This is a genomic window from Petropleomorpha daqingensis (assembly GCF_013408985.1).
Lineage (GTDB): Bacteria > Actinomycetota > Actinomycetes > Mycobacteriales > Geodermatophilaceae > Petropleomorpha > Petropleomorpha daqingensis.
In genome coordinates this window covers 229112-246670 of sequence record NZ_JACBZT010000001.1, presented here as the reverse complement: position 1 = coordinate 246670, position 17559 = coordinate 229112, and the positions used below count along the sequence as shown (strand labels likewise).

Annotated in this window: 19 protein-coding genes; 9 read left to right on the top strand and 10 right to left on the bottom strand. The window is 72.7% G+C overall.

The features are described from left to right. Positions 1-22: 22 nt before the first annotated feature. The 4 genes from GGQ55_RS01195 to GGQ55_RS01180 all read right to left on the bottom strand — a co-directional run bounded on the left by GGQ55_RS01195 (position 23) and on the right by GGQ55_RS01180 (position 2743). A complete protein-coding gene (locus tag GGQ55_RS01195; protein ID WP_179714741.1) occupies positions 23-724 on the bottom strand; it encodes an ABC transporter ATP-binding protein in 702 nt (233 codons plus the stop codon). 2 nt (positions 725-726) lie between these two features. Further along, the gene (locus GGQ55_RS01190) at positions 727-1293 is read right to left on the bottom strand and encodes an FtsX-like permease family protein (protein WP_179714740.1); all 567 of its coding nucleotides are present in this window, start codon (positions 1291-1293) and stop codon (positions 727-729) included. Next, positions 1290-2267 carry an ABC transporter permease gene (locus GGQ55_RS01185; protein ID WP_179714739.1) on the bottom strand — a complete coding sequence of 326 codons (978 nt, stop codon included), beginning with the start codon at positions 2265-2267 and terminating at the stop codon, positions 1290-1292. The genes GGQ55_RS01190 and GGQ55_RS01185 overlap by 4 nt, the downstream gene beginning before the upstream one ends. Positions 2268-2368: 101 nt before the next feature. Then, on the bottom strand, positions 2369-2743 hold the full coding sequence (locus GGQ55_RS01180; protein WP_179714738.1) for a hypothetical protein: 375 nt from the start codon (positions 2741-2743) through the stop codon (positions 2369-2371). A 291-nt stretch (positions 2744-3034) separates the two neighbouring features. Between GGQ55_RS01180 and GGQ55_RS01175 the strand changes: the two genes are divergently transcribed. Next, entirely contained in the window at positions 3035-3613 is a 579-nt protein-coding gene (locus tag GGQ55_RS01175) for a TIGR03086 family metal-binding protein (RefSeq protein WP_179714737.1), read from the top strand. A 135-nt stretch (positions 3614-3748) separates the two neighbouring features. Here GGQ55_RS01175 and GGQ55_RS01170 read toward each other — a convergent pair whose 3' ends face one another. Further along, positions 3749-4174: a hypothetical protein gene (locus tag GGQ55_RS01170; RefSeq protein ID WP_179714736.1), complete on the bottom strand. Its 426-nt coding sequence runs from the start codon at positions 4172-4174 to the stop codon at positions 3749-3751. A gap of 470 nt (positions 4175-4644) precedes the next feature. Then, positions 4645-5199: a DUF6318 family protein gene (locus tag GGQ55_RS01165; RefSeq protein ID WP_179714735.1), complete on the bottom strand. Its 555-nt coding sequence runs from the start codon at positions 5197-5199 to the stop codon at positions 4645-4647. A 168-nt stretch (positions 5200-5367) separates the two neighbouring features. On the opposite strand from GGQ55_RS01165, the gene GGQ55_RS01160 reads away from it, so the two are divergent. Genes GGQ55_RS01160 through solA form a run of 4 tightly spaced genes read left to right on the top strand, consistent with a single transcriptional unit; the run spans position 5368 to position 9671 of the window. Then, positions 5368-6564 (top strand): diguanylate cyclase domain-containing protein, encoded by a 1197-nt coding sequence (locus GGQ55_RS01160; RefSeq protein ID WP_179714734.1) that lies wholly within the window; start codon positions 5368-5370, stop codon positions 6562-6564. A gap of 35 nt (positions 6565-6599) precedes the next feature. Then, the gene (locus tag GGQ55_RS01155) at positions 6600-8105 is read left to right on the top strand and encodes a class I adenylate-forming enzyme family protein (RefSeq protein ID WP_366488513.1); all 1506 of its coding nucleotides are present in this window, start codon (positions 6600-6602) and stop codon (positions 8103-8105) included. A 34-nt stretch (positions 8106-8139) separates the two neighbouring features. Next, the gene (locus tag GGQ55_RS26610) at positions 8140-8538 is read left to right on the top strand and encodes an acyl-CoA thioesterase (protein WP_179714733.1); all 399 of its coding nucleotides are present in this window, start codon (positions 8140-8142) and stop codon (positions 8536-8538) included. After that, a complete protein-coding gene (solA, locus tag GGQ55_RS01145; RefSeq protein WP_179714732.1) occupies positions 8535-9671 on the top strand; it encodes an N-methyl-L-tryptophan oxidase in 1137 nt (378 codons plus the stop codon). The genes GGQ55_RS26610 and solA overlap by 4 nt, the downstream gene beginning before the upstream one ends. Here the strand turns inward: solA and GGQ55_RS01140 are convergent. Continuing rightward, complete coding sequence (locus tag GGQ55_RS01140; protein ID WP_179714731.1) at positions 9660-10679, bottom strand: NAD(P)H-dependent flavin oxidoreductase; 1020 nt, start codon at positions 10677-10679, stop codon at positions 9660-9662. The two genes, solA and GGQ55_RS01140, sit on opposite strands and share 12 nt — an antisense overlap. Before the next feature lie 97 nt (positions 10680-10776). Here GGQ55_RS01140 and GGQ55_RS01135 point away from each other — a divergent pair, with 97 nt between their 5' ends. After that, positions 10777-11004, top strand: coding sequence for a hypothetical protein (locus tag GGQ55_RS01135; RefSeq protein ID WP_179714730.1), 228 nt, complete (start codon positions 10777-10779; stop codon positions 11002-11004). A gap of 351 nt (positions 11005-11355) precedes the next feature. Then, positions 11356-11496 carry a hypothetical protein gene (locus GGQ55_RS01130; RefSeq protein WP_179714729.1) on the top strand — a complete coding sequence of 47 codons (141 nt, stop codon included), beginning with the start codon at positions 11356-11358 and terminating at the stop codon, positions 11494-11496. Here GGQ55_RS01130 and GGQ55_RS01125 read toward each other — a convergent pair. After that, on the bottom strand, positions 11486-11890 hold the full coding sequence (locus GGQ55_RS01125) for a hypothetical protein (protein WP_179714728.1): 405 nt from the start codon (positions 11888-11890) through the stop codon (positions 11486-11488). The two genes, GGQ55_RS01130 and GGQ55_RS01125, sit on opposite strands and share 11 nt — an antisense overlap. Positions 11891-12003: 113 nt before the next feature. Here GGQ55_RS01125 and GGQ55_RS01120 point away from each other — a divergent pair, with 113 nt between their 5' ends. After that, positions 12004-12663: a hemerythrin domain-containing protein gene (locus GGQ55_RS01120; RefSeq protein ID WP_179714727.1), complete on the top strand. Its 660-nt coding sequence runs from the start codon at positions 12004-12006 to the stop codon at positions 12661-12663. On the opposite strand, the gene GGQ55_RS01115 is transcribed toward GGQ55_RS01120, so the two are convergent. Further along, on the bottom strand, positions 12608-14860 hold the full coding sequence (locus GGQ55_RS01115) for an ATP-binding protein (RefSeq protein WP_179714726.1): 2253 nt from the start codon (positions 14858-14860) through the stop codon (positions 12608-12610). The two genes, GGQ55_RS01120 and GGQ55_RS01115, sit on opposite strands and share 56 nt — an antisense overlap. 37 nt (positions 14861-14897) lie before the next feature. Continuing rightward, on the bottom strand, positions 14898-15863 hold the full coding sequence (locus GGQ55_RS01110) for an NAD(P)H-dependent flavin oxidoreductase (protein ID WP_179714725.1): 966 nt from the start codon (positions 15861-15863) through the stop codon (positions 14898-14900). A 144-nt stretch (positions 15864-16007) separates the two neighbouring features. Here GGQ55_RS01110 and GGQ55_RS01105 point away from each other — a divergent pair, with 144 nt between their 5' ends. Beyond that, positions 16008-17390 (top strand): DUF4407 domain-containing protein, encoded by a 1383-nt coding sequence (locus tag GGQ55_RS01105; protein ID WP_179714724.1) that lies wholly within the window; start codon positions 16008-16010, stop codon positions 17388-17390. Positions 17391-17559: the final 169 nt, after the last annotated feature.

The window sequence follows — 17559 nt, the reverse complement described above, 5'->3', positions numbered from 1 at the left end:
TGTCTCCTGTCTGAGCGGGGGGCTAGGCGGCTTGGATCTCGCCGTCCTTCATGCGGACGACGCGGCTGGCCTCCTCGGCGACCGTCGGGTCGTGGGTGCTCGCGACGACGGTCACGCCGAGGTCGGCGCAGAGGTCCCGCAGCAGGCGGACGACGGTGGCGCCGGTCCGGTGGTCGAGGTTGGCCGTCGGCTCGTCGGCGAGGATCAGCCGCGGGTCGCTGATCAGCGAGCGCGCGATCGCGGTGCGCTGCTGCTCGCCGCCGGACATCTTGGGCGGGGCGTGGTCGACCCGGTGCCCGAGCCCGACCAGCTCGAGCAGTTCGAGCGCGCGCGTGCGGAGAGCCTTGCGGTCGTAGGGCTCGAACATGAGCGGGAGCTCGACGTTCTCGACCGCGGACAGGAACGGGATCAGGTTGTAGCTCTGGAAGATGTAGCCGATCGTGTCGTGGCGCAGGGCGGCGAACTGGCTCTCGGTGAGCGTCGCGGTGTCCTGGCCGTTGATGACGACGCTGCCCTTCGTCGGCCGGTCCAGGCCCCCGATGAGGTTGAGCAGGGTGGACTTGCCGCTGCCCGACGGGCCCATCAGGCAGACGAACTCGCCCGGCATCACGGTCAGGTCGGCATCGACGAGCGCGCGGACCACCTCGTCGCCCAGCTTGTGCAGCTTCCAGGCGCCGGTCACCTGGACGACGGCGGTCTTGGTGCGGTCTTCGATGAGCGTCATCGTCAGGCTCCTGCGGTGAGGGATCGGATGGGCGGACGGGAGGCGGCGCGCCAGGTGGGCACGAGGCTGGTGGCGACGGCGGCGACGAGGCTGACCACGACGGCGAGGACGACGCCGAGGGCCGTCCCGCCGACGGAGATGCCGGACTCGGCCATGCCGGTGACCGCCATGACCGCGGCCGCGGCGACGGCGAGGACGGCGCCGGCGACGGCGCCGATCGCCGCCGCGACCACCGGCTCGACGAGCAGTGCAGCGACCACCGGCGGGCGCCGCACCCCGGTCGCGCCCAGGACCCCGAGCTCCCGGGTGCGGTGGGCGACGGTGCGGGTGGTGCTGACCGCGACCTCGACGACGCCGACCAGCAGCACGGTCACCGCGATGAGGACGACGGCGCGGCGGATCTCGTCGGTGTGGCCGAGGGTGGCGGCCTGCTCGCTGATGCCCGAGGCCATGCCGAGCACCAGCACCAGCAGGAACGCGCCGGTGGCGGTGGTGACGATCGGCAGGACCATCGACCGGACGCGGCGGCGGGTGGACAGCCAGCCGTAGGCCAGCCCGTGCGTGATCACGCGGTGTCTCCCAGGAGCTGGACCGGCCGCTGCTGCAGCAGCCGGTGGACGGGCACGAGGGCGCCGACGATCGCCATCGCCGGCAGGTAGGCGGCGACGGTCCCGGCGGCCTGCAGCCAGGCGACGGGCGTGGCGATCTGCGGGATCACCAGCCAGACCGCGGCCGCGGCGAGGCTGATGCCGATGACGTAGGCGGCGACGAAGACGAGCGCGGACTCGACGAGGAAGAAGTAGAGGACCTCGTCGGCCAGGCCGATGCTCGACATGATCCCGAACTCGCGGCGGCGCTCCTGGACCGCGGCCAGGAAGCTCGACACCGCGATGACGAACCCGAGGACCAGACCGATCGTGCTGATCAGGCCGAGCGTCGAGCTGGTGACCTGGCCGGAGAACAGGGCGGAGAACTTCTGCTCGAAGGTGACCGCGCCGCTGCCGCCGACGGCGTCGTAGATCAGCGGCCGGCCGTCGGGCTGGATGGCGGGGTTCGTGGTGGTCGGCAGTCCGGTGGCCGCACCGAGGAGCCGGCCGAGGTCGTGGCGGTCGGCGTCCGCGGCGGGCGGGGTGACCGTCCACCAGCCGTCGCCGGAGGCGTCGGTGAGCGTGCGCTTCGCCGTCCACCCCTCGGGCACGGCCAGGTCGGGTGGGGGTCCGTCGGCGACGATCGCCCCGACGTCGCTGTCGTAGTGCACCCCCTCGGCCGGGACCACCCACAGCGGGGCGCCGTCCAGGACCTGGGTGACCGTCTCGTCGCCGGTGATCGCGAAGCTCGCGGAGATGGTGCGGACGACGGTCACCGAGAGGATCGCCAGGGCGATCCCGAAGGTGGCGAGGACGAACCGCTCCGGGCGGCGGCGCACGTTGGCGAGCGCGAAGCGCAGCAGCCGGACGAACGTGCTGTTCCTCAACGGGGAGGAGCCGACGGCGATGCGTGGAGCGGCGACGGAGGGGGAGGACTCGAGAGCCGTGGTCGCCATGACGGGGACCTTGGGCCTCGATTGTTGCCGCCGTTCTGCTCGTTTTCTTCCGTCTGTGTGAACGGATGCTCACGCGGTGAACGGGTGGTTTCCGAGTTCTCTCAGCGGCGCAGCGCGGCGGCGCCGGCGAGGACGAGTTGGCTGGTCACGAGGGCGAGACCGGTCCACATGAGTCCGTGCGGGTGGGCCGCTGAGTGATGCGTCATAGCGGCCAGCATCTGCGCGTGCAGCAGCAGCATCGCCGCGTCGAGGGTGGCGGTCGTCGCCCAGACCGCGGGCGTCGGGTGCCGCCAGAGGTGCCAGGCGCAGGGCAGGCAGACGGCAGCCATGCCGACCATGACCAGGCTGCCGAGCTCGGCGGTGTCGAGCACCAGGATATGGACGGCGGCCGACGCCAAACCGAGCACCGCAGTCAGCCTGCCGAGAACCGCCGCGCGCGACAGCGCGACGAGGGGTGCGTCGTCCAGAGCCGTCATGGACGCGACCTTCCTGCGGGGGCGTTACCCCTGCGTCTCGGGCGGGGGACGATCCTGGTGCGCGTCGAGTCGGGCGCCGCGTTCCGGGCGTCATGGGACCGTCTCGACGAGTCGACATGTCGGCAACATCGACCTGCTGTCATGTCGACATGACGGCTTCCCCGGTGCGACGTCGGCTCCCCGAGAACGCGACGGTGGTCGACGTGGACGGCTCGCGGTTCCTGCTGGAGTGGCTGGACCTGAATGCGCTGGCCGCGATGATTTCGGCCCGGCCCACCGGTCTTCTCTCTCATGCAGCTAGATCTCGGTCCGCAGACCGATGAGGTGATCAGGATCGTCACGGGGGTGCGGGACGGCCAGCTCGACGATCCGACCCCGTGCGAGGGGACGCCGGTGGCCGGGATGCTCGACCACCTGATGGGGCTGTCGCTGGCGTTCCGGATGGGCGCGGAGAAGACGCCGCTGGACGGCGGTGCGTCGGCCTCGGCGTCGGCGCTCGACCCGTCGTGGCGGTCGGAGCTGCCGGCGCGGCTCGATGCGCTGGCCGCGGCGTGGCGGGACCCGATCGCGTGGGAGGGCTTCGCGACGGTCGGTGGGGCGTCGCTGCCGGCACCGGCGATGGGCGGCGTCGCGCTCAACGAGGTGCTGCTCCACGGCTGGGACCTCGCGGTGGCGACCGGGCAGGAGTACCGGCCCGACCCCGCGTCGGTGGAGGCGTGCCTGGCCCTGGTCACCGAGATGAACGAGCCGGGCAACGAGGAGCTCCGCAACGGCCAGTTCGGCCCGGTCGTGCCGGTGCCTCCGTCGGCGCCCTCGCTGGACCGCCTGCTGGGCCTGGCCGGCCGCTCGCCTTCCTGGCCTTCTCGCTGAGCCGCGCGACTCTTGCGGTTTTCCTCCCGCTTTCGCGGTCCTGCACGACCGCAAGAGCGGCAGGAAGACCGTAAGAGTTGGGGTTTTGGCGGCCCTTCTAGTGCTCTGCCCACATGGATGGGCAGAGCACTAGCGTCAGTCGTAGGGGTTGGTGAGCACCGTCCGGGCTTGGAGGACGGTGAAGGTGACGGGTGGTCCGTCGGTGGTCGTGGTGCCCGGGACGTCGGCGCTCGCGCCACCGTCGACGGTGAAGGTCCCGCTCCAGGTGGTCGTGAGGGACGCGGTGTAGGTGCCGGCGCGGTAGTCGTGGGTGATCGTCTGGTTCGGATACGGCTGACCGGGGTTGTCGGTGGTGAGGTCGGCGCCGTCGCCGGTGTGCCAGGTGTAGCCGCTCGCGGTGGCGGTGATGACTACCTGGAAGCCGCGGATGTCGACCGTGAAGGTCTGGGTCGTGGGGGAGTCGGTCCAGAAGATGACCGGCAGCCCGACGAGGGCGTTGCCCGGCGGCTGCTGGCGCGTGGTCAGCTGCGGCAGCGGAAGGGTCTGGAAGTAGCGGAACACCTCATCCGGCGACGGCGGCGGATTCAGTGCTGTTACATCGACGCAAGATGGGCCTTCATTAACTGGGGGCCCATATGGTGTGCCCACTTCGGCGGTCGGTGCTGGTGGTAGCCCATCAATTGGTTGTCGATCGGGTTGAACTAGTCTCTGCCTCAGCACGTAGTAGTAGACAACTATCTGACCGGGCGCCTCGGGACAGGTGAAATTGCCCGGCAGGCATCCGCCGTTCCGCGGGTCAGTGAATTGGCACGGAGTGAGCAGGTGGTACATATATGGACTAGCGCCTGCACTCGCTACGCGGAAATCTTCACCTGGTGAGCCGCCTACGCTGCTGGCATTGATGCTGCCAGGGCCAAAGTCGACCTGAGGCTGCTCGGGTGGACAGTCAAACACCTCGCAAGCAGATGCGCTTGCGACGGCCACGCCGCACGAGGCCATGACCGTGACCAAGACGGCACAGATTCGACGGATCATGAACGCTCAAACGACAGAAAGCTGACTATCCACGCCTGTTTGGTCTCGTTCCAATCCATTGCCGCCGCGCCGGTAAGGGCGGGAATCTCGGCGGAACCCCGATCGGGGACGGGGACGCCCTGACGGTCACGGACCTCTACTGCGGATTGACTGATCGAGAAGCTGAACTCTGCATGAGGCCCCGAGATGGCCGGCTCGCTCAGGCTGGTGATCGTGGCCTTGCCGCCTTCGACCTCGTACCCACTCGCAGCGTCTTTGTCGGCGCGATCAGCTAGAGAAAGACAAAGGTTGCAATTGCGGCTCAGGGCTCTGAGAGGTTCCCCATCCTTGGCCTGTTGATGAGTGACGAGGTCCAGGTAGTACCGCAGGGCTGCTTTCGCGCCGGCGGCGTCCTGGGTGCGGGCCTCGTCGGGGACCGGGAAGTCGGCGGGGCCGAGTGGCTCGAGGGTGGGCGAGGCTGCAGTCGACGACGCGCTAGGCAGGGTGTCGTTGGCCTCGTGCTTGCTCGAGCAGCCGCCGACGAGCGCGGCCGCCACCGCGAGTCCGGCCACCAACCGCAGGCTCCGCCGCCGCACCGTCGTCCTCCTGTGTCCGATCACCGGTCCCGGGGAGACTACGCAGGTCCGGAACCTGCCCGCTGCCGACCTGTGGACAGTTCACCCGAAGACGCGGTGTCGCTGCGTATATCAATCGTGACGCGCGGCAGCTACGGTGCCGCGGTGCTGAGTCCGCGCGCCGCCGTCGCCGACCCCGCCCGCCTCGCCGCCATCGAGAGCTACCGCCTCCACGGACACGCCGGTGACGCCGACCTCGACGCCGTCGTCGGCTACATGGCCCGCGCGCTCGACGCCCCGATCGCGATCATCAACCTGGTCGGCCCCGACCTGCAGTGCTTCCCGGCCGAGATCGGCGTCGGCGCGGCCTACTCCCACGTCCCCGACGAGCTCTCCTTCTGCGCCTACGTCGTCGCCATGGGCGCCACCCTCGAGGTCCCCGACGCCGCCGAGCACCCGGTCTTCCGCGACAACCCCGCCGTGCAGGCCGGCGCCATCCGCTCCTACCTCGGCGTCCCGCTCGTCGACGAGGACGGCTTCGTCCTCGGCTCGCTCGGCGTCTTCGACGACGAGGCGCGCACCTTCACGAGCGAGGAGCTCGACGTCCTGCTCGTCCAGGTCCGCCTGGTGCGCACCGTCCTCTCGCTGCGCCGCCAGGTCGCCGCGCACGAGTGGGACGCCCGACTGCTCGCCCTGCAGGGCCGCGCCCTCGAGGCGGTCGCCACCGGCAGCCGGCTCGAGGACATCCTCGACCTGCTCTCCGCCGCCGTCCGCCGGCTCACCCCGGACGCCGACCCCGACCAGCTGCTCGCCCTCCACGACACCGTCGACCGGCTGACCACCATCGCCACCGACGCCGACGGCTGGCGGCGCGCCATGACCCGCATCGCCCGCCAGGACCCGCTCACCGGGCTGGCCAACCGCGGGCACCTCCTCGACGCCGGCCGCGCCGCCCTCGTCGACGGCGGCGCCGTCCTCTTCATCGACGTCGACCGGTTCAAGGAGGTCAACGACCGCGGCGGCCACGCGGTCGGCGACCAGCTGCTCGTCCGGCTCGCCGAGCGGCTGCGCGACCACCTGGACGACGTCCCGGACGCCGTCGTCGGCCGGCTCGGCGGCGACGAGTTCGCCGCCGTCCTCCCCGGACTGGACCGGGACACCGCGGCGACGATCGGGCACCGCCTCGCCGCCGCACTGGTCGACGAGGTGGACGTCGGACGGCGGACCGTCCGCGTCTCGGCCAGCATCGGCCTGGCCATGGCCGCCCCCGGGACGACGTTCGAGCAGGCCCTGCACGACGCCGACGCCGCCATGTACGCCGCCAAGGAGCGCGGCCGCGGGGTGCTGCACGTCGGCGTCTGAGAGTGGCCCGGGTCTCGGGCGCACAATGGCCGGACGTGACACCGAGCCCCTTCGACACCAGCGGGATCGAGGTGGGCGCCGACGGCATCCGCCGCTACACGGGCCTGCACCGCAACCTCGTCGCGATGCTCCACGACACCGTCCAGCGGCATCCGGACCGCACCGCCGTCGTCGAGCTGGGCGGCCCACGAGCCACCTACGCCCAGCTGTGGGACCGGGCTCGGCGGGTCGCCGGTGGGCTGCGAGCACGCGGGGTGCGGCCCGGTGACCGGGTCGCCGTCCGGCTGCCCAACGGGCTCGACTGGGTGCTCGCGTTCTGGGGCTCGCACCTCGCCGGCGCCGTCGTCGTCCCCCTGAACACCCGGCTGGCCGAGGCCGAGGTCGAGTTCGTCCTCGCCGACTCGGGTGCCGCGCTGGTCATCGGCGGCGAACTCCCGGACGGCGACCCCGTCGACCTGCCTGACGCAGCACACAGCGACCTGGCCGCGCTCTTCTACACGAGCGGCACGACCGGCCGGCCCAAGGGCGCGATGACGACGCACGAGAACTTCCTGACGACGGCGGAGAGCGTGATCCGCTGCCGCGAGCTGCCCCGCGACGCCGCCGAGCCGCTGGCGACGCTGATCTCGGTGCCGCTGTTCCACGTCACCGGCTGCAACTCGCAGATGGTGACCCAGGCGCGCATCGGCGGGACGTCGGTGATCATGCCCCGCTTCGAGCCGGCCGCCTTCCTGCGCGCGATCGCCGAGCACCGCATCGACCTGGTCACCAGCGTGCCGACCATCTACGAGCTCGTCCTGCGGCACCCGGACTTCGCGCAGACCGACGTCGAAAGCGTGCGCACCCTCAGCTACGGCGGCGCCCCGATGGCACCCGAGCTGGTGCACCGGCTGCTCGCCGCCTTCCCGAACGCGCGGCTGGGCAACGGGTTCGGGCTCTCCGAGACGTCGGCGCTGGCGACCTTCCTGCCGCACGAGTACGCCGAAGCGCACGCCGACTCGGTGGGCTTCGCGGCGCCGGTGAACGACCTGCGGATCGACCGGCCGTCGGAGCGTGGTGTCGGCGAGCTGCTGATCCGCGGGCCGAACGTGGTCGCCGGCTACTGGGGCGATCCCGCGCGCACCGCCGAGACCTTCGTCGACGGCTGGCTGCACACCGGCGACATGGCCACCCTCACCGACGGCATGGTGCGGATCGTCGACCGGGCCAAGGACATGATCAACCGCGGCGGCGAGAACGTGTACAGCGTCGAGGTGGAGAACGCGCTGTGCGCCCACCCGGACGTCGTCGAGGTCGCGGTGGTCGGCGTCCCGGACCCCGTGATGGGGGAGAAGGTGGGCGCCGTCGTCCTGCCGCGCACCGGGGTGTCGAAGGCCGATCTGATCCCCGACCTCATCGCCTACGCCCGCACGCAGCTCGCCGACTTCAAGGTGCCGCAGTTCATCCGGGTGCTGGACGACCCGCTGCCGCGCAACGCCGGCGGCAAGGTGCTCAAGGCGCCGCTGCGGCAGAGCGAGGAGTGGACGCCGGTCCCGCGCTAGGGTGACCTGACGCCCACGTCAACTTGGAGGATCTGTGCCTCGCTTCGTCGTTCCGGTGCAGCAGCGACCCGGCCGGGACGGGACGACGCCGACCAGCCGGCACGTGCCGTTCTACCTGGCGATCGAGGCGGCGTCGGACGTCTGGCAGCTGGCCCTGCAGCAGTACTGCGTCCCCGAGATCGTGCCGATGGATCTTGCGATGGTGCACGTGTCCTCCGATTTCCGGCGGGAGCTGTTCACCGGAGAGCTGACCGTCGACGTCGAGGTCCGGCGGATTGGGACGACCTCCTTCACCGTCGGCCTGGCGCTCGAGCAGGACGACGACGACGCGGGGGAGTGCGAGTTCGTCTTCGCGCTGGTGGACGCGAGTCGGACCGCCGCGATCGCGATCAGCCCCGCCCAGCGCGCCGTCTTGGAGAAGATGACGCGGTGACGTTCGACGTGATCGTGGTCGGGCTGGGCGGGATGGGCAGCGCCGCGGCCGCCCACCTGGCCGGCCGCGGGCAGCGGGTGCTGGGGTTCGAGCGGTTCGGGCCGGCGCACGCGCTGGGCTCCAGCCACGGCGGCTCGCGGATCATCCGCCAGGCCTACTTCGAGGACCCCGACTACGTGCCGCTGCTCCAGCGCGCCTACGAGCTGTGGGAGCGGGCCGAGCGCGACAGAGGTGCCGACCTGCTCACCGTCACCGGCGGCCTGTACATCGGGCAGCCGCACCACCGCACCGTCGGCGGGTCGCTGGCCACGGCTCAGGAGCACGACCTGCCGCACGAGCTGCTCGACGCCGCCGAGGTCCGCCGCCGGTTCCCGACGCTGCAGCCCGAGGACGGCGAGGTCGCGCTCTTCGAGGCGGTCGCCGGCTACGTCCGCCCCGAAGCGAGCGTGTCCGCGCACCTCGAGCTCGCCGCCCGCGCGGGCGCCGAGCTGCACTTCGAGGAGGCGGTCACCGCGTGGGAGGCGGACGGCGACGGCGTCCGGGTGACGACGGCGACCGGCACGTTCCGGGCCGAGCGGCTGGTGATCTGCCCCGGCGCGTGGGCTCCGCAGCTGCTCGAGGACCTCGGCGTCCCGTTCACCGTCGAGCGCCAGGTCATGTACTGGTTCCAGCCGGAGGGCGGCGCCGAGCGCTACGAGCGGCACCCGATCTGGATCCACCAGGCGGACGACGGTCTGCAGCTCTACGGCTTCCCGGCCATCGACGGTCCGGACGGCGGGGTGAAGACGGCGTTCTTCCGGCACGGCTCGGTGACCACGCCGGAGACGATCGACCGCGTCGTCCACCCGGATGAGGTCGAGTTCATGGCGAAGCGCCTGGGCGCCTTCGCCCCCGGGATGCCCGGCCGGTTCCTGCGCGGCGCTGCGTGCATGTACACGACCACGCCGGACGAGCACTTCGTCGTCGCCGTCCACCCGGAGCACCCGAACGTGACCGTGGCCTGCGGGTTCTCCGGGCACGGGTTCAAGTTCGTGCCGGTGATCGGCGAGATCCTCGCCGACCTGTCGACCACCGGGACGACGGCGCACCCGATCGACCTGTTCGACCCGCGCCGCGGTGCCTTATCGCGATAAAGCGCGCAGGGCGTCGGCGGCCGCGGCGCGGGCGTCCTCGTGGAGCTGCCGGACCAGGTCGGCGGCCGGCACCGGACGTGCCAATGAATAGGCCTGGCCGGCCCAGAGGTTGACCAGCTCCGGATCGCCCGCAGATCGCGCCGCCGCCCGCAGCGGCGCGGTCACGTAGTGGATCTCGGGGTAGGCGCTCGGGGCGTCGGCGTGCTCGGTCAGGAACCGGTTGCGGATGCCCCGGGCCAGCCGGCCGGTGAAGGCGCGGGTCAGCGCGGTGGGTTCGGTGGAGCGCAGGGACTCGCGCTGCACGGCCGACGTCCCGGCCTCGGGTGAGTCGAGGAAGACCGTCCCGAGCGCGGCGGCGCTCGCCCCGCAGGCCAGGACGGCGGCGACCGCGGCGCCGGTCATCAGCCCGCCGGCGGCGATCATCGGCAGGTCGGTGGCTGCGCGGACCAGCTGGAGCAGGGCGATCAGGCCGACGACCTCGTCGGTGTCGGTGAACGAGCCGCGGTGGCCGCCGGCCTCGGCGCCCTGGACGACGACCGCGTCGGCGCCTGAGTCGGCGGCCTGGCGCGCCTCGGCCGGCGAGGTCACGGTCACCCAGCACTCGCTGCCGGCGTCCTGCAACCGGCGGACGACGTCCGGCGTCGGGCAGCCGAAGGTGAAGGAGACGACGGCGACCGGGTCGGCGGCGAGCAGGTCGAGCTTGGCCGGCCACTCGTCGTCCGAGTAGCGGGGTTCGCCGGGCTGGAGACCGGCCTGTCGGAGGTCGTCGGCGTAGGTGGCGGCGACGTCCGGCGGCGACGGCTGGCCCGGCACGAAGAGGTTGACGCCGAAGGGCTGGTCGGTGAGGCGGCGCGTCTCCGCGATGGCGTCGGCCAGCTTCTCGGCGGTCAGGTAGCCGGCGCCGAGGAAGCCGAATCCTCCGGCGCCGCTGACCGCGGCGGCCAGCGCCGGCGTGGACGGTCCACCGGCCAGCGGCGCCAGGACGATGGGCACGGGGCGGTCGATCACGGCTTCCTCCAACGCGCGGAAGGGACCACTGATGTCGCCAGTGAAGACTTGGGGCGACTCCACTTCACTTCCAGGCGATCATGCCGACCCCATCGGCATGATCATCGAGCCGGTGGGCAGCGCGGGCCTGGGCACCGCGCTGCCGTCGCGAACCGCCCAGCTCGTCGAGGCGCGCGCGCAGCTGCGCGACGCCGCCCCGGCCGGATCGTGGGACGCCGTCCTGGACGAGGTCAAGCGGCTGCAGGTGCAGCAGTCGATGACTCCGCTGACGGCGATGCAGACCGTCTACGCGAAGCTCGCCGCGGGCTGGCAGCCGCGCACGTAGGAGATGACCGCGCCCGGCCGCGCTTCCGCCCCACGGGGGAAAGGCAGAGCACGCGGACCGGAGCGCGGCCATCTCGTCCCTGTCATCGCCGGGGACGGCGATAGGGGTGCGCGGTCGTGCGGATTTCTTGCGGTGGGCTTGCGGGGGACGCGCGGAACGCCCGGCAACCTGGTGTCTGCGAGAGGGGGAACTCGCAGCTCAGGGGGAAGTCGCCGGGCCCTGCGCGTCCTACCACGGGGAGGACGTGCGGGGCCCGAGGCGTTCCCCGGGCAGAGGGAAAGCAGCGCCCGGACGGGCTACTGCGACGCCGTTGAGCTACGCGATCCGATCGCCGGACGGCACGCTCCTCCGGTGCGACGACTGCTCCGGAAGCTGGCCGCGTCCGCGGGCATCGCCGCGGCGGCCGCAGGTCTGATGGTCTTCGCCACCGCCGGGTCGTTCGACGGCACCGATCCGTTCCCGCACTCCGTGCCGGCGGCTATCAGCCGGTGACCTCCTGCAGCGCCTGCGGCAGGGGCAGGCCGAGCAGCTGGATCAGGTGGGCGGCGGTGTCCTCGACGAAGTCGTCGTCCGGCACGGTGCTGCCGGTCTCGGCGACCAGGTCGCGGACGTCCTCGGGCAGCGGCGCGCGGCCGAAGGTCTGCAGCGCCCAGCTCACGAAGCCGTCGACCTCGGCCGGGACGTCGACCGGCCGGCTGGCGTCGGGGTCGGCGAAGTAGTCGCGCGGCTGGATGCCCAGGTAGAAGCGGCCCAGCCCGGGCGGCGCCGGGCGGTAGTCCACCGTCGCGATGTCGCTGTCGTGGATGTCGACCACGAGCTCGGAGGTGCCGTCGGAGCGGTCGCGCCACTCGCCGTCGCGGTAGATGAACGTGCCGAAGTAACCCACGGCGGAATGGTGCGGGAGGCCTCCGACAGATCCGGGCCAACGCGCCGGTGTGGGACGACTGTGGGGGCTGCTGTGGGTGGGGTGTTCCGCGCCGCGTCGACAGGCTCGCAGCCATGACAACGACCTCGAACACCCAGCTCACCGACGTCTCCGACATGTACACCGTGCACCGCGCGTTCCGCCGCGAGTTCGGCCTGATGCCGCAGCTCGTGCGCGGGGTCGCCGCGGGTGACACCGGCCGCGCCGCCGTCCTGGCCGACCACGGCCGGCGGATCCTGACCGGCCTGCACTACCACCACTCCGGCGAGGACGAGCTGCTCTGGCCGAAGCTGCTCGAGCGCTGCCCGCCCGACGAGGAGCTCATCCACCGCATGGAGGGCCAGCACCACCGGGTCGAGGACTGCACCGAGCGGCTGACCGCCGCGCTCGACCGCTGGGAGGCCGAGGCCCGCCCAGCGGTCACCACCGAGGTCGCCGACACCTTCGCCGAGCTCGCCGACGTCCTCTTCCTGCACCTGGGCGAGGAGGAGCAGAACATCCTGCCGCTGGCCGCCCGGCACGTCAGCCAGGAGGAGTGGCGCCAGCTCGGCGAGCACGGCTTCGGTCAGATGGCGAAGTCCGAGCTGCCGTTGATGTTCTGGATGGTCGTCGAGGACGCGACGCCTGCGGAGGCGACGGAGATGTACGCCAACGTCCCGCTGCCGGTGCGGATCCTGCTCAAGACCGTGTTCGCCCGGAAGTACCGGAAGTACGTCGCGAGGGTCCGCGGCTGATCCGCGCGGCCAGCGCGGGGACGTCGGCCGGCAGCACGTGCCGGCCGCGTTCCCACGCCCGCCCGAACGCCTCTTCGCCGACCTCGTCGCGGGCGGTGTTGAGCCACCGGCCGGCCAGCTCGGGATCGGGCGGGACGGCGACCGTCACCGCCGCCGCGGCGGCGCCGGCCCCGAACAGCTCCGCGGCCAGCTCGGCCTGGCCCCGTTCGGCGGCGAGGGCGCCCAGGTCCGGCAGCGCGTAGGCCAGGTTCCACGTCGTCCGGACGGCGGCCGCCAGGTCGACGACCTCCAGCAGCAGCTCCAGCGCGACGTCGTCCTCGCCCCTGGCCCTGGCGAGGGTGGCCCGCGCGTTGAGCGCCGTCGCGATCGTGAAGGGCGCGCCGGCCTTGCGGGCCAGCCGCTCGGCGTCGGCGAGAGCGGCCGCCGCGCCGTCGAGGTCGCCGAGGCGGAGCAGCCGCCGGCCCTCGACCTGCGCGGTGTGGGCCTCGATCCAGGGGTTGCCGGTCTCGCGCGCGACCTGGCGGGCCTCCTCGGCCAGCGCCGCGGCCTGCGGATCGCCGAGGAAGAGGGCCGCCGACGCGCGCAGCTCCAGCGCCTCCGCCAGCCGGGCGTCGTCACCGGCGGCGCGGGCCGCCTCGGCCGCGGTCGCGGCGGGGGCGACGATGCCGGGGATGTCGCCTGTCGCGTAGCGCAGCACGGCGAGCGCGACGGCCCGGGCGGCGCACTCCTCGTCGTCCAGCCCGTCCTCCGGGATCCGGGTGACCCAGCCCAGTCCCTCGAGGCCGTTGCCCCGGAGCGCCCAGTACATCCAGGTGTCGGCGGCGAGCAGTGCGGCGTCGCCGTGCCGGCGGGCCGCGATCAGGTGGGCGAAGGTCGCCGCGAGGTTGCCGTGCTCGGCGGCGAGCCGGTCGAGCGACGCGCGCTGCTCGGCGGTCTCCAGGCCGGGCCGGACGTCGGCGGCGAGGTCGACGAAGAAGTCGGCCGCCCGGTCGGCGACGACGGCGGTCTCGCCGGCCTCGGCGAGCCGGGCCGCGGCGTACTGCCGGACCGGCTCGAGCATCCGGTAGCGGCCGTCCTCGGCGACGACGAGTGACTGCTCGACCAGCCCGCCGAGGGCGGCGAACGCGCCGGGCTGCAGGTGCTCGGCGGCGTCGAGGGGAAAGCCGCCGGCGAAGACCGACAGCCGCCGGAGCAGCAGCTGCTCGGCCGAGGTGAGCAAGTCGTGGCTCCAGTCGAGGGTCGCCCGCATGGTGCGCTGCCGTTCGGGCAGGTCGCGGGAGCGCGGGGACTGCACCGCCTGGTCGAGCCGCTGCAGCAGCGCGGCGGGATCGAGGAAGCGGGCGTGCGCGGCGGCCAGCTCGAGGGCGAGCGGGAGGCCGTCGAGGCGGCGGCAGATCTGCGCGAGCTCGGCGGCGTTTCCGTGGAGCGCGACCTCGCGGCCCGCGGCGCGGGCACGGTCTAGGAAGACCTGGACGGCGGGGGAGCGGGCGACGTCGTCGGGATGGCTGCTGCCGGGCACCGGCAGGGGTGCGAGCGGGTACTCGCGCTCGGCGCGGATCCGCAGCGGCGCCCGGCTGGTGGCCAGCACGGTCAACCGGGGCGCCTTGGTCAGCAGCTCGGCGACGTCGCCGGCGGCGTCGAGCACGTGCTCCAGGTTGTCGAGGACGACGAGGTGCTCGCGGCTGCCGAGCTGCGCGACGACGGCGTCGAGCAGTGCGGCGCCGGACTGCCGGACGCCCAGTGCCCGGGCGAGAGTGGGGACGACGAGCCGCGCCTCGGCGACCGGCGCGAGCTCCACGACCGTGGCGCCTGCTCCGGCGACCGCGACGGCCAGGGTCGTCTTGCCGACCCCGCCGGGCCCGGTGAGCGTGACCAGCCGGTGCTCGCCCAGCAGGCGGACGAGCTCCTCCCGGTCGCGCTCCCGGCCGATCAGCGGGACGGCCGGGCCCTCGGCTGCAACCGCGGCGGACGGCCTCGCCGCGGCGGAGAGGGCGTCGCGGTCGGCGTCGTCCAGCTTCAGCGCGTCGGCGAGCGCGCGGACGGTGTGCGGATACGGACGACGCCGCTCGCCGCGCTCCAGGGCGCTGATCGCCTTGGCGGTGACGCCGGCGCGCTCGGCGAGCTCCTCCTGCGTGAGCGCGGCCCGCTCGCGGAAGCGCCGCAGCCGCTCCGCGAACTCGCCCGGTCCCTCGCTCACCGGCGGCAAGGTAGCAGCGGCCGGTGCCCTGGTGGGGTCAGCCGGCGTGCGCGGGCGGACGGTCGGCAGCGGCCATCAGCTCGGCGATCACCTCGGCCGCGGGCCGCACCGCGTCGACAGAGCCCACGCCGGCGCCCGCGTAGAGCGCCATCGCGTCGACGTGCCCGTCGACCCCGGCGAACGGCGGCATCCCGGAGTGGCGGGGGATCGGCATGCTCCGGTCGCCCATGGCCGCGGTCCCGACGACGTCGTCCTCAATTGCATTGACCCGATCGACGGCCGCGCGCAGCACCCTGGCTCGAGGGCTGGTGGCGCACAGCGGGCAGTCGGCGAACGCGTCGGTGATCACGGTGGCGTCGTCGCCGGCGTCCACGATCGCCTGCTTGTAGGCGGGGTGCGCGCCGGACTCGGTGGTCGCGATGAACCGCGTGCCGATCCGGGCGCCGTCCGCACCTGCGCGCATCACCTCGGCGAACGTCCCGGGGTCGGAGATCCCGCCGGCGGCGAGAACCGGCACGGCCACGGCGTCGAGGACCTCCTGCAGCAGGGGGAACAGCGGTTCGTGTCCACGCACGTGGCCGCCCGCCTCGAGGCCCTGCACGGTCACCACGTCGCAGCCGGCGTCGGCGGCGGCGCGCGCCTCCTCGACCGAGCCGACCTGCCAGGCGACGAGCGCGCCGGCCCGGTGGGCGATCTCCACCAGCTGCGGCTGCGGGTCGAACCAGAAGAAGTCGACGAGGCGCACGTGCTCGGCGACCGCCGCGAGGAACTCCTCGTCGACGTCCGGGAGGAGGACGTTGGCCGACAGGGCGCCGTCCGTGCGCTCGCACAGGTCGTCGAGGCGGGCGAGGAAGACCTCGGGTGGCGACCCCAGGGAGGTGACCGTGCCGACGCCGCCGGCGTCGGCGACCGCCGCCGCGAGGTCGGGGGACGAGACCGCGCCCATGGGGGCCAGCTGGATCGGGACGGAGCAGCCGACCAACCGGGTGAACCGAGTCTGCATGGCTCGCCTCCTCGCAGAGGAGCCGACGGTCCCGCTGGACGGAATCGGCGTCAAGGTCCGTCCGACCTCGCCCGTGGACTGCCGATGAGTACCTGAGGACGACGGACGAGCACCCGACCCGTCGTCCGGGGGAGGTCACGAAGGATGGCACGTCGACGAGGGCGGATCGGCAACGCGCTGGCGGTGCTGGCGGGTGCCCGGGCGGACATCCTCCAGGTGGCGCCGGGCTCGCGCGCGAAGTTCGTCGCGCTCGGTGGCGTGCTGCTGTCGACCGGCGGCCTCGCCGTCCTCTCCGCGGCTTTCGCCGTCCACATGGCCGTCGGTGCCGTCTGGCCGGTGGCGATCCTGATCGGCCTGTTCTGGGGCCTGGTGATCGTCAACCTCGACCGGATGCTGCTGGTCGGGATGGCGCACGACTCGTCGACCAAGCGCAACCTGCTGATGGCCGTGCCGCGGGTGGGGCTCGCGCTCGTGCTCGGCATCGTGATCTCGACCCCGCTGACGCTGCAGATCTTCCACAAGGAGATCGACACCGAGATCGTCGCGCTGCAGGCCGAGCAGTCCGACGCGTACAAGAAGTCGCTGGACAGCGACGCGCGCTTCGCCGGCCTCCCGGACCTGCGGGATCGCGTGGCCGCCGAGCAAGCGATCGTCGCGTCCGGTGGGGACGGCGACACGACCCTTCTTCCGTTGACCGGCGCGATGACCGCCGCGCAGACGGCGTACGACCAGGCGCTGGCGACCCAGCAGGACCTGCAGAACAAGGCGCAGTGCGAGCTGAACGGCACGTGCGGCACCGGCGAGCCCGGCACCGGCGAGGCGTACGTGCAGGCGCGGGCGGCCGCCGACGCTCAGGCCGCGGTCGTCGCCTCGGCGAAGTCGGACCTGGACGCGGCCACTGCCGCGCTGTCGTCGGGGCAGGCGCGCTCGGCGTCGCAGGCGGCGTCTTCGCTGGAGACGGACCAGGCCGAGCTGGCCCGGCTGACCGCCGACCAGACGCGGCTGCAGCAGGCGTTCGACGCGACCAACGCCGACAACACCGGCATCCTCATCCGCCTGCAGGCCCTGGGCCGGCTGTCGGACACGAACTCGACGCTCGGGTTCGCGCACTTCATGCTCTCGCTGCTGTTCATCTGCATCGAGCTGCTGCCGGTGTTCATGAAGACGCTGCTCAACTTCAGCCCGGCGACGGCGTACGACAAGCTCGCCGAGATCCGTGACGACGGCGACATCAGCGTCGAGACGATGCAGCAGCAGACCCGCCGCGAGGTCGAGCGGGCGCAGCAGGAGCTGCTGATCCTGGCCGAGAAGGAGCGGGTCGACCGGCAGAAGGAAGCGGTGCTCGCCAGGCGTCGGGCGCGGCTGCAGCTGGCGGCCGAGCGGCAGGTCGTGCCGGCCGACCTCCAGGCCGAGGACGACGAGCCGATCCGCAAGCCGTGGGACACCGGGCCGATCTTCGAGGTGGCGAAGAACGTCGTCCGTTCGCTGCGGCCTCGGGCCGGCGACCGCGTCGACGCCGCCAGCTGAGCACCGTCGGTAGCAGCCCCTCGCTCTGGGGAGGGGATCGCCAGGCACCGTGTCGGGGGAGGGCGCACATCGCTTGAGGCCGCCGCCCGCCGGTAGGACTCTGGCGCGGCTCGGCCACGGTTGCAGCGGCCGCGCCGGTCACGCGGGACTGTGGTCAGGGCACCCACCC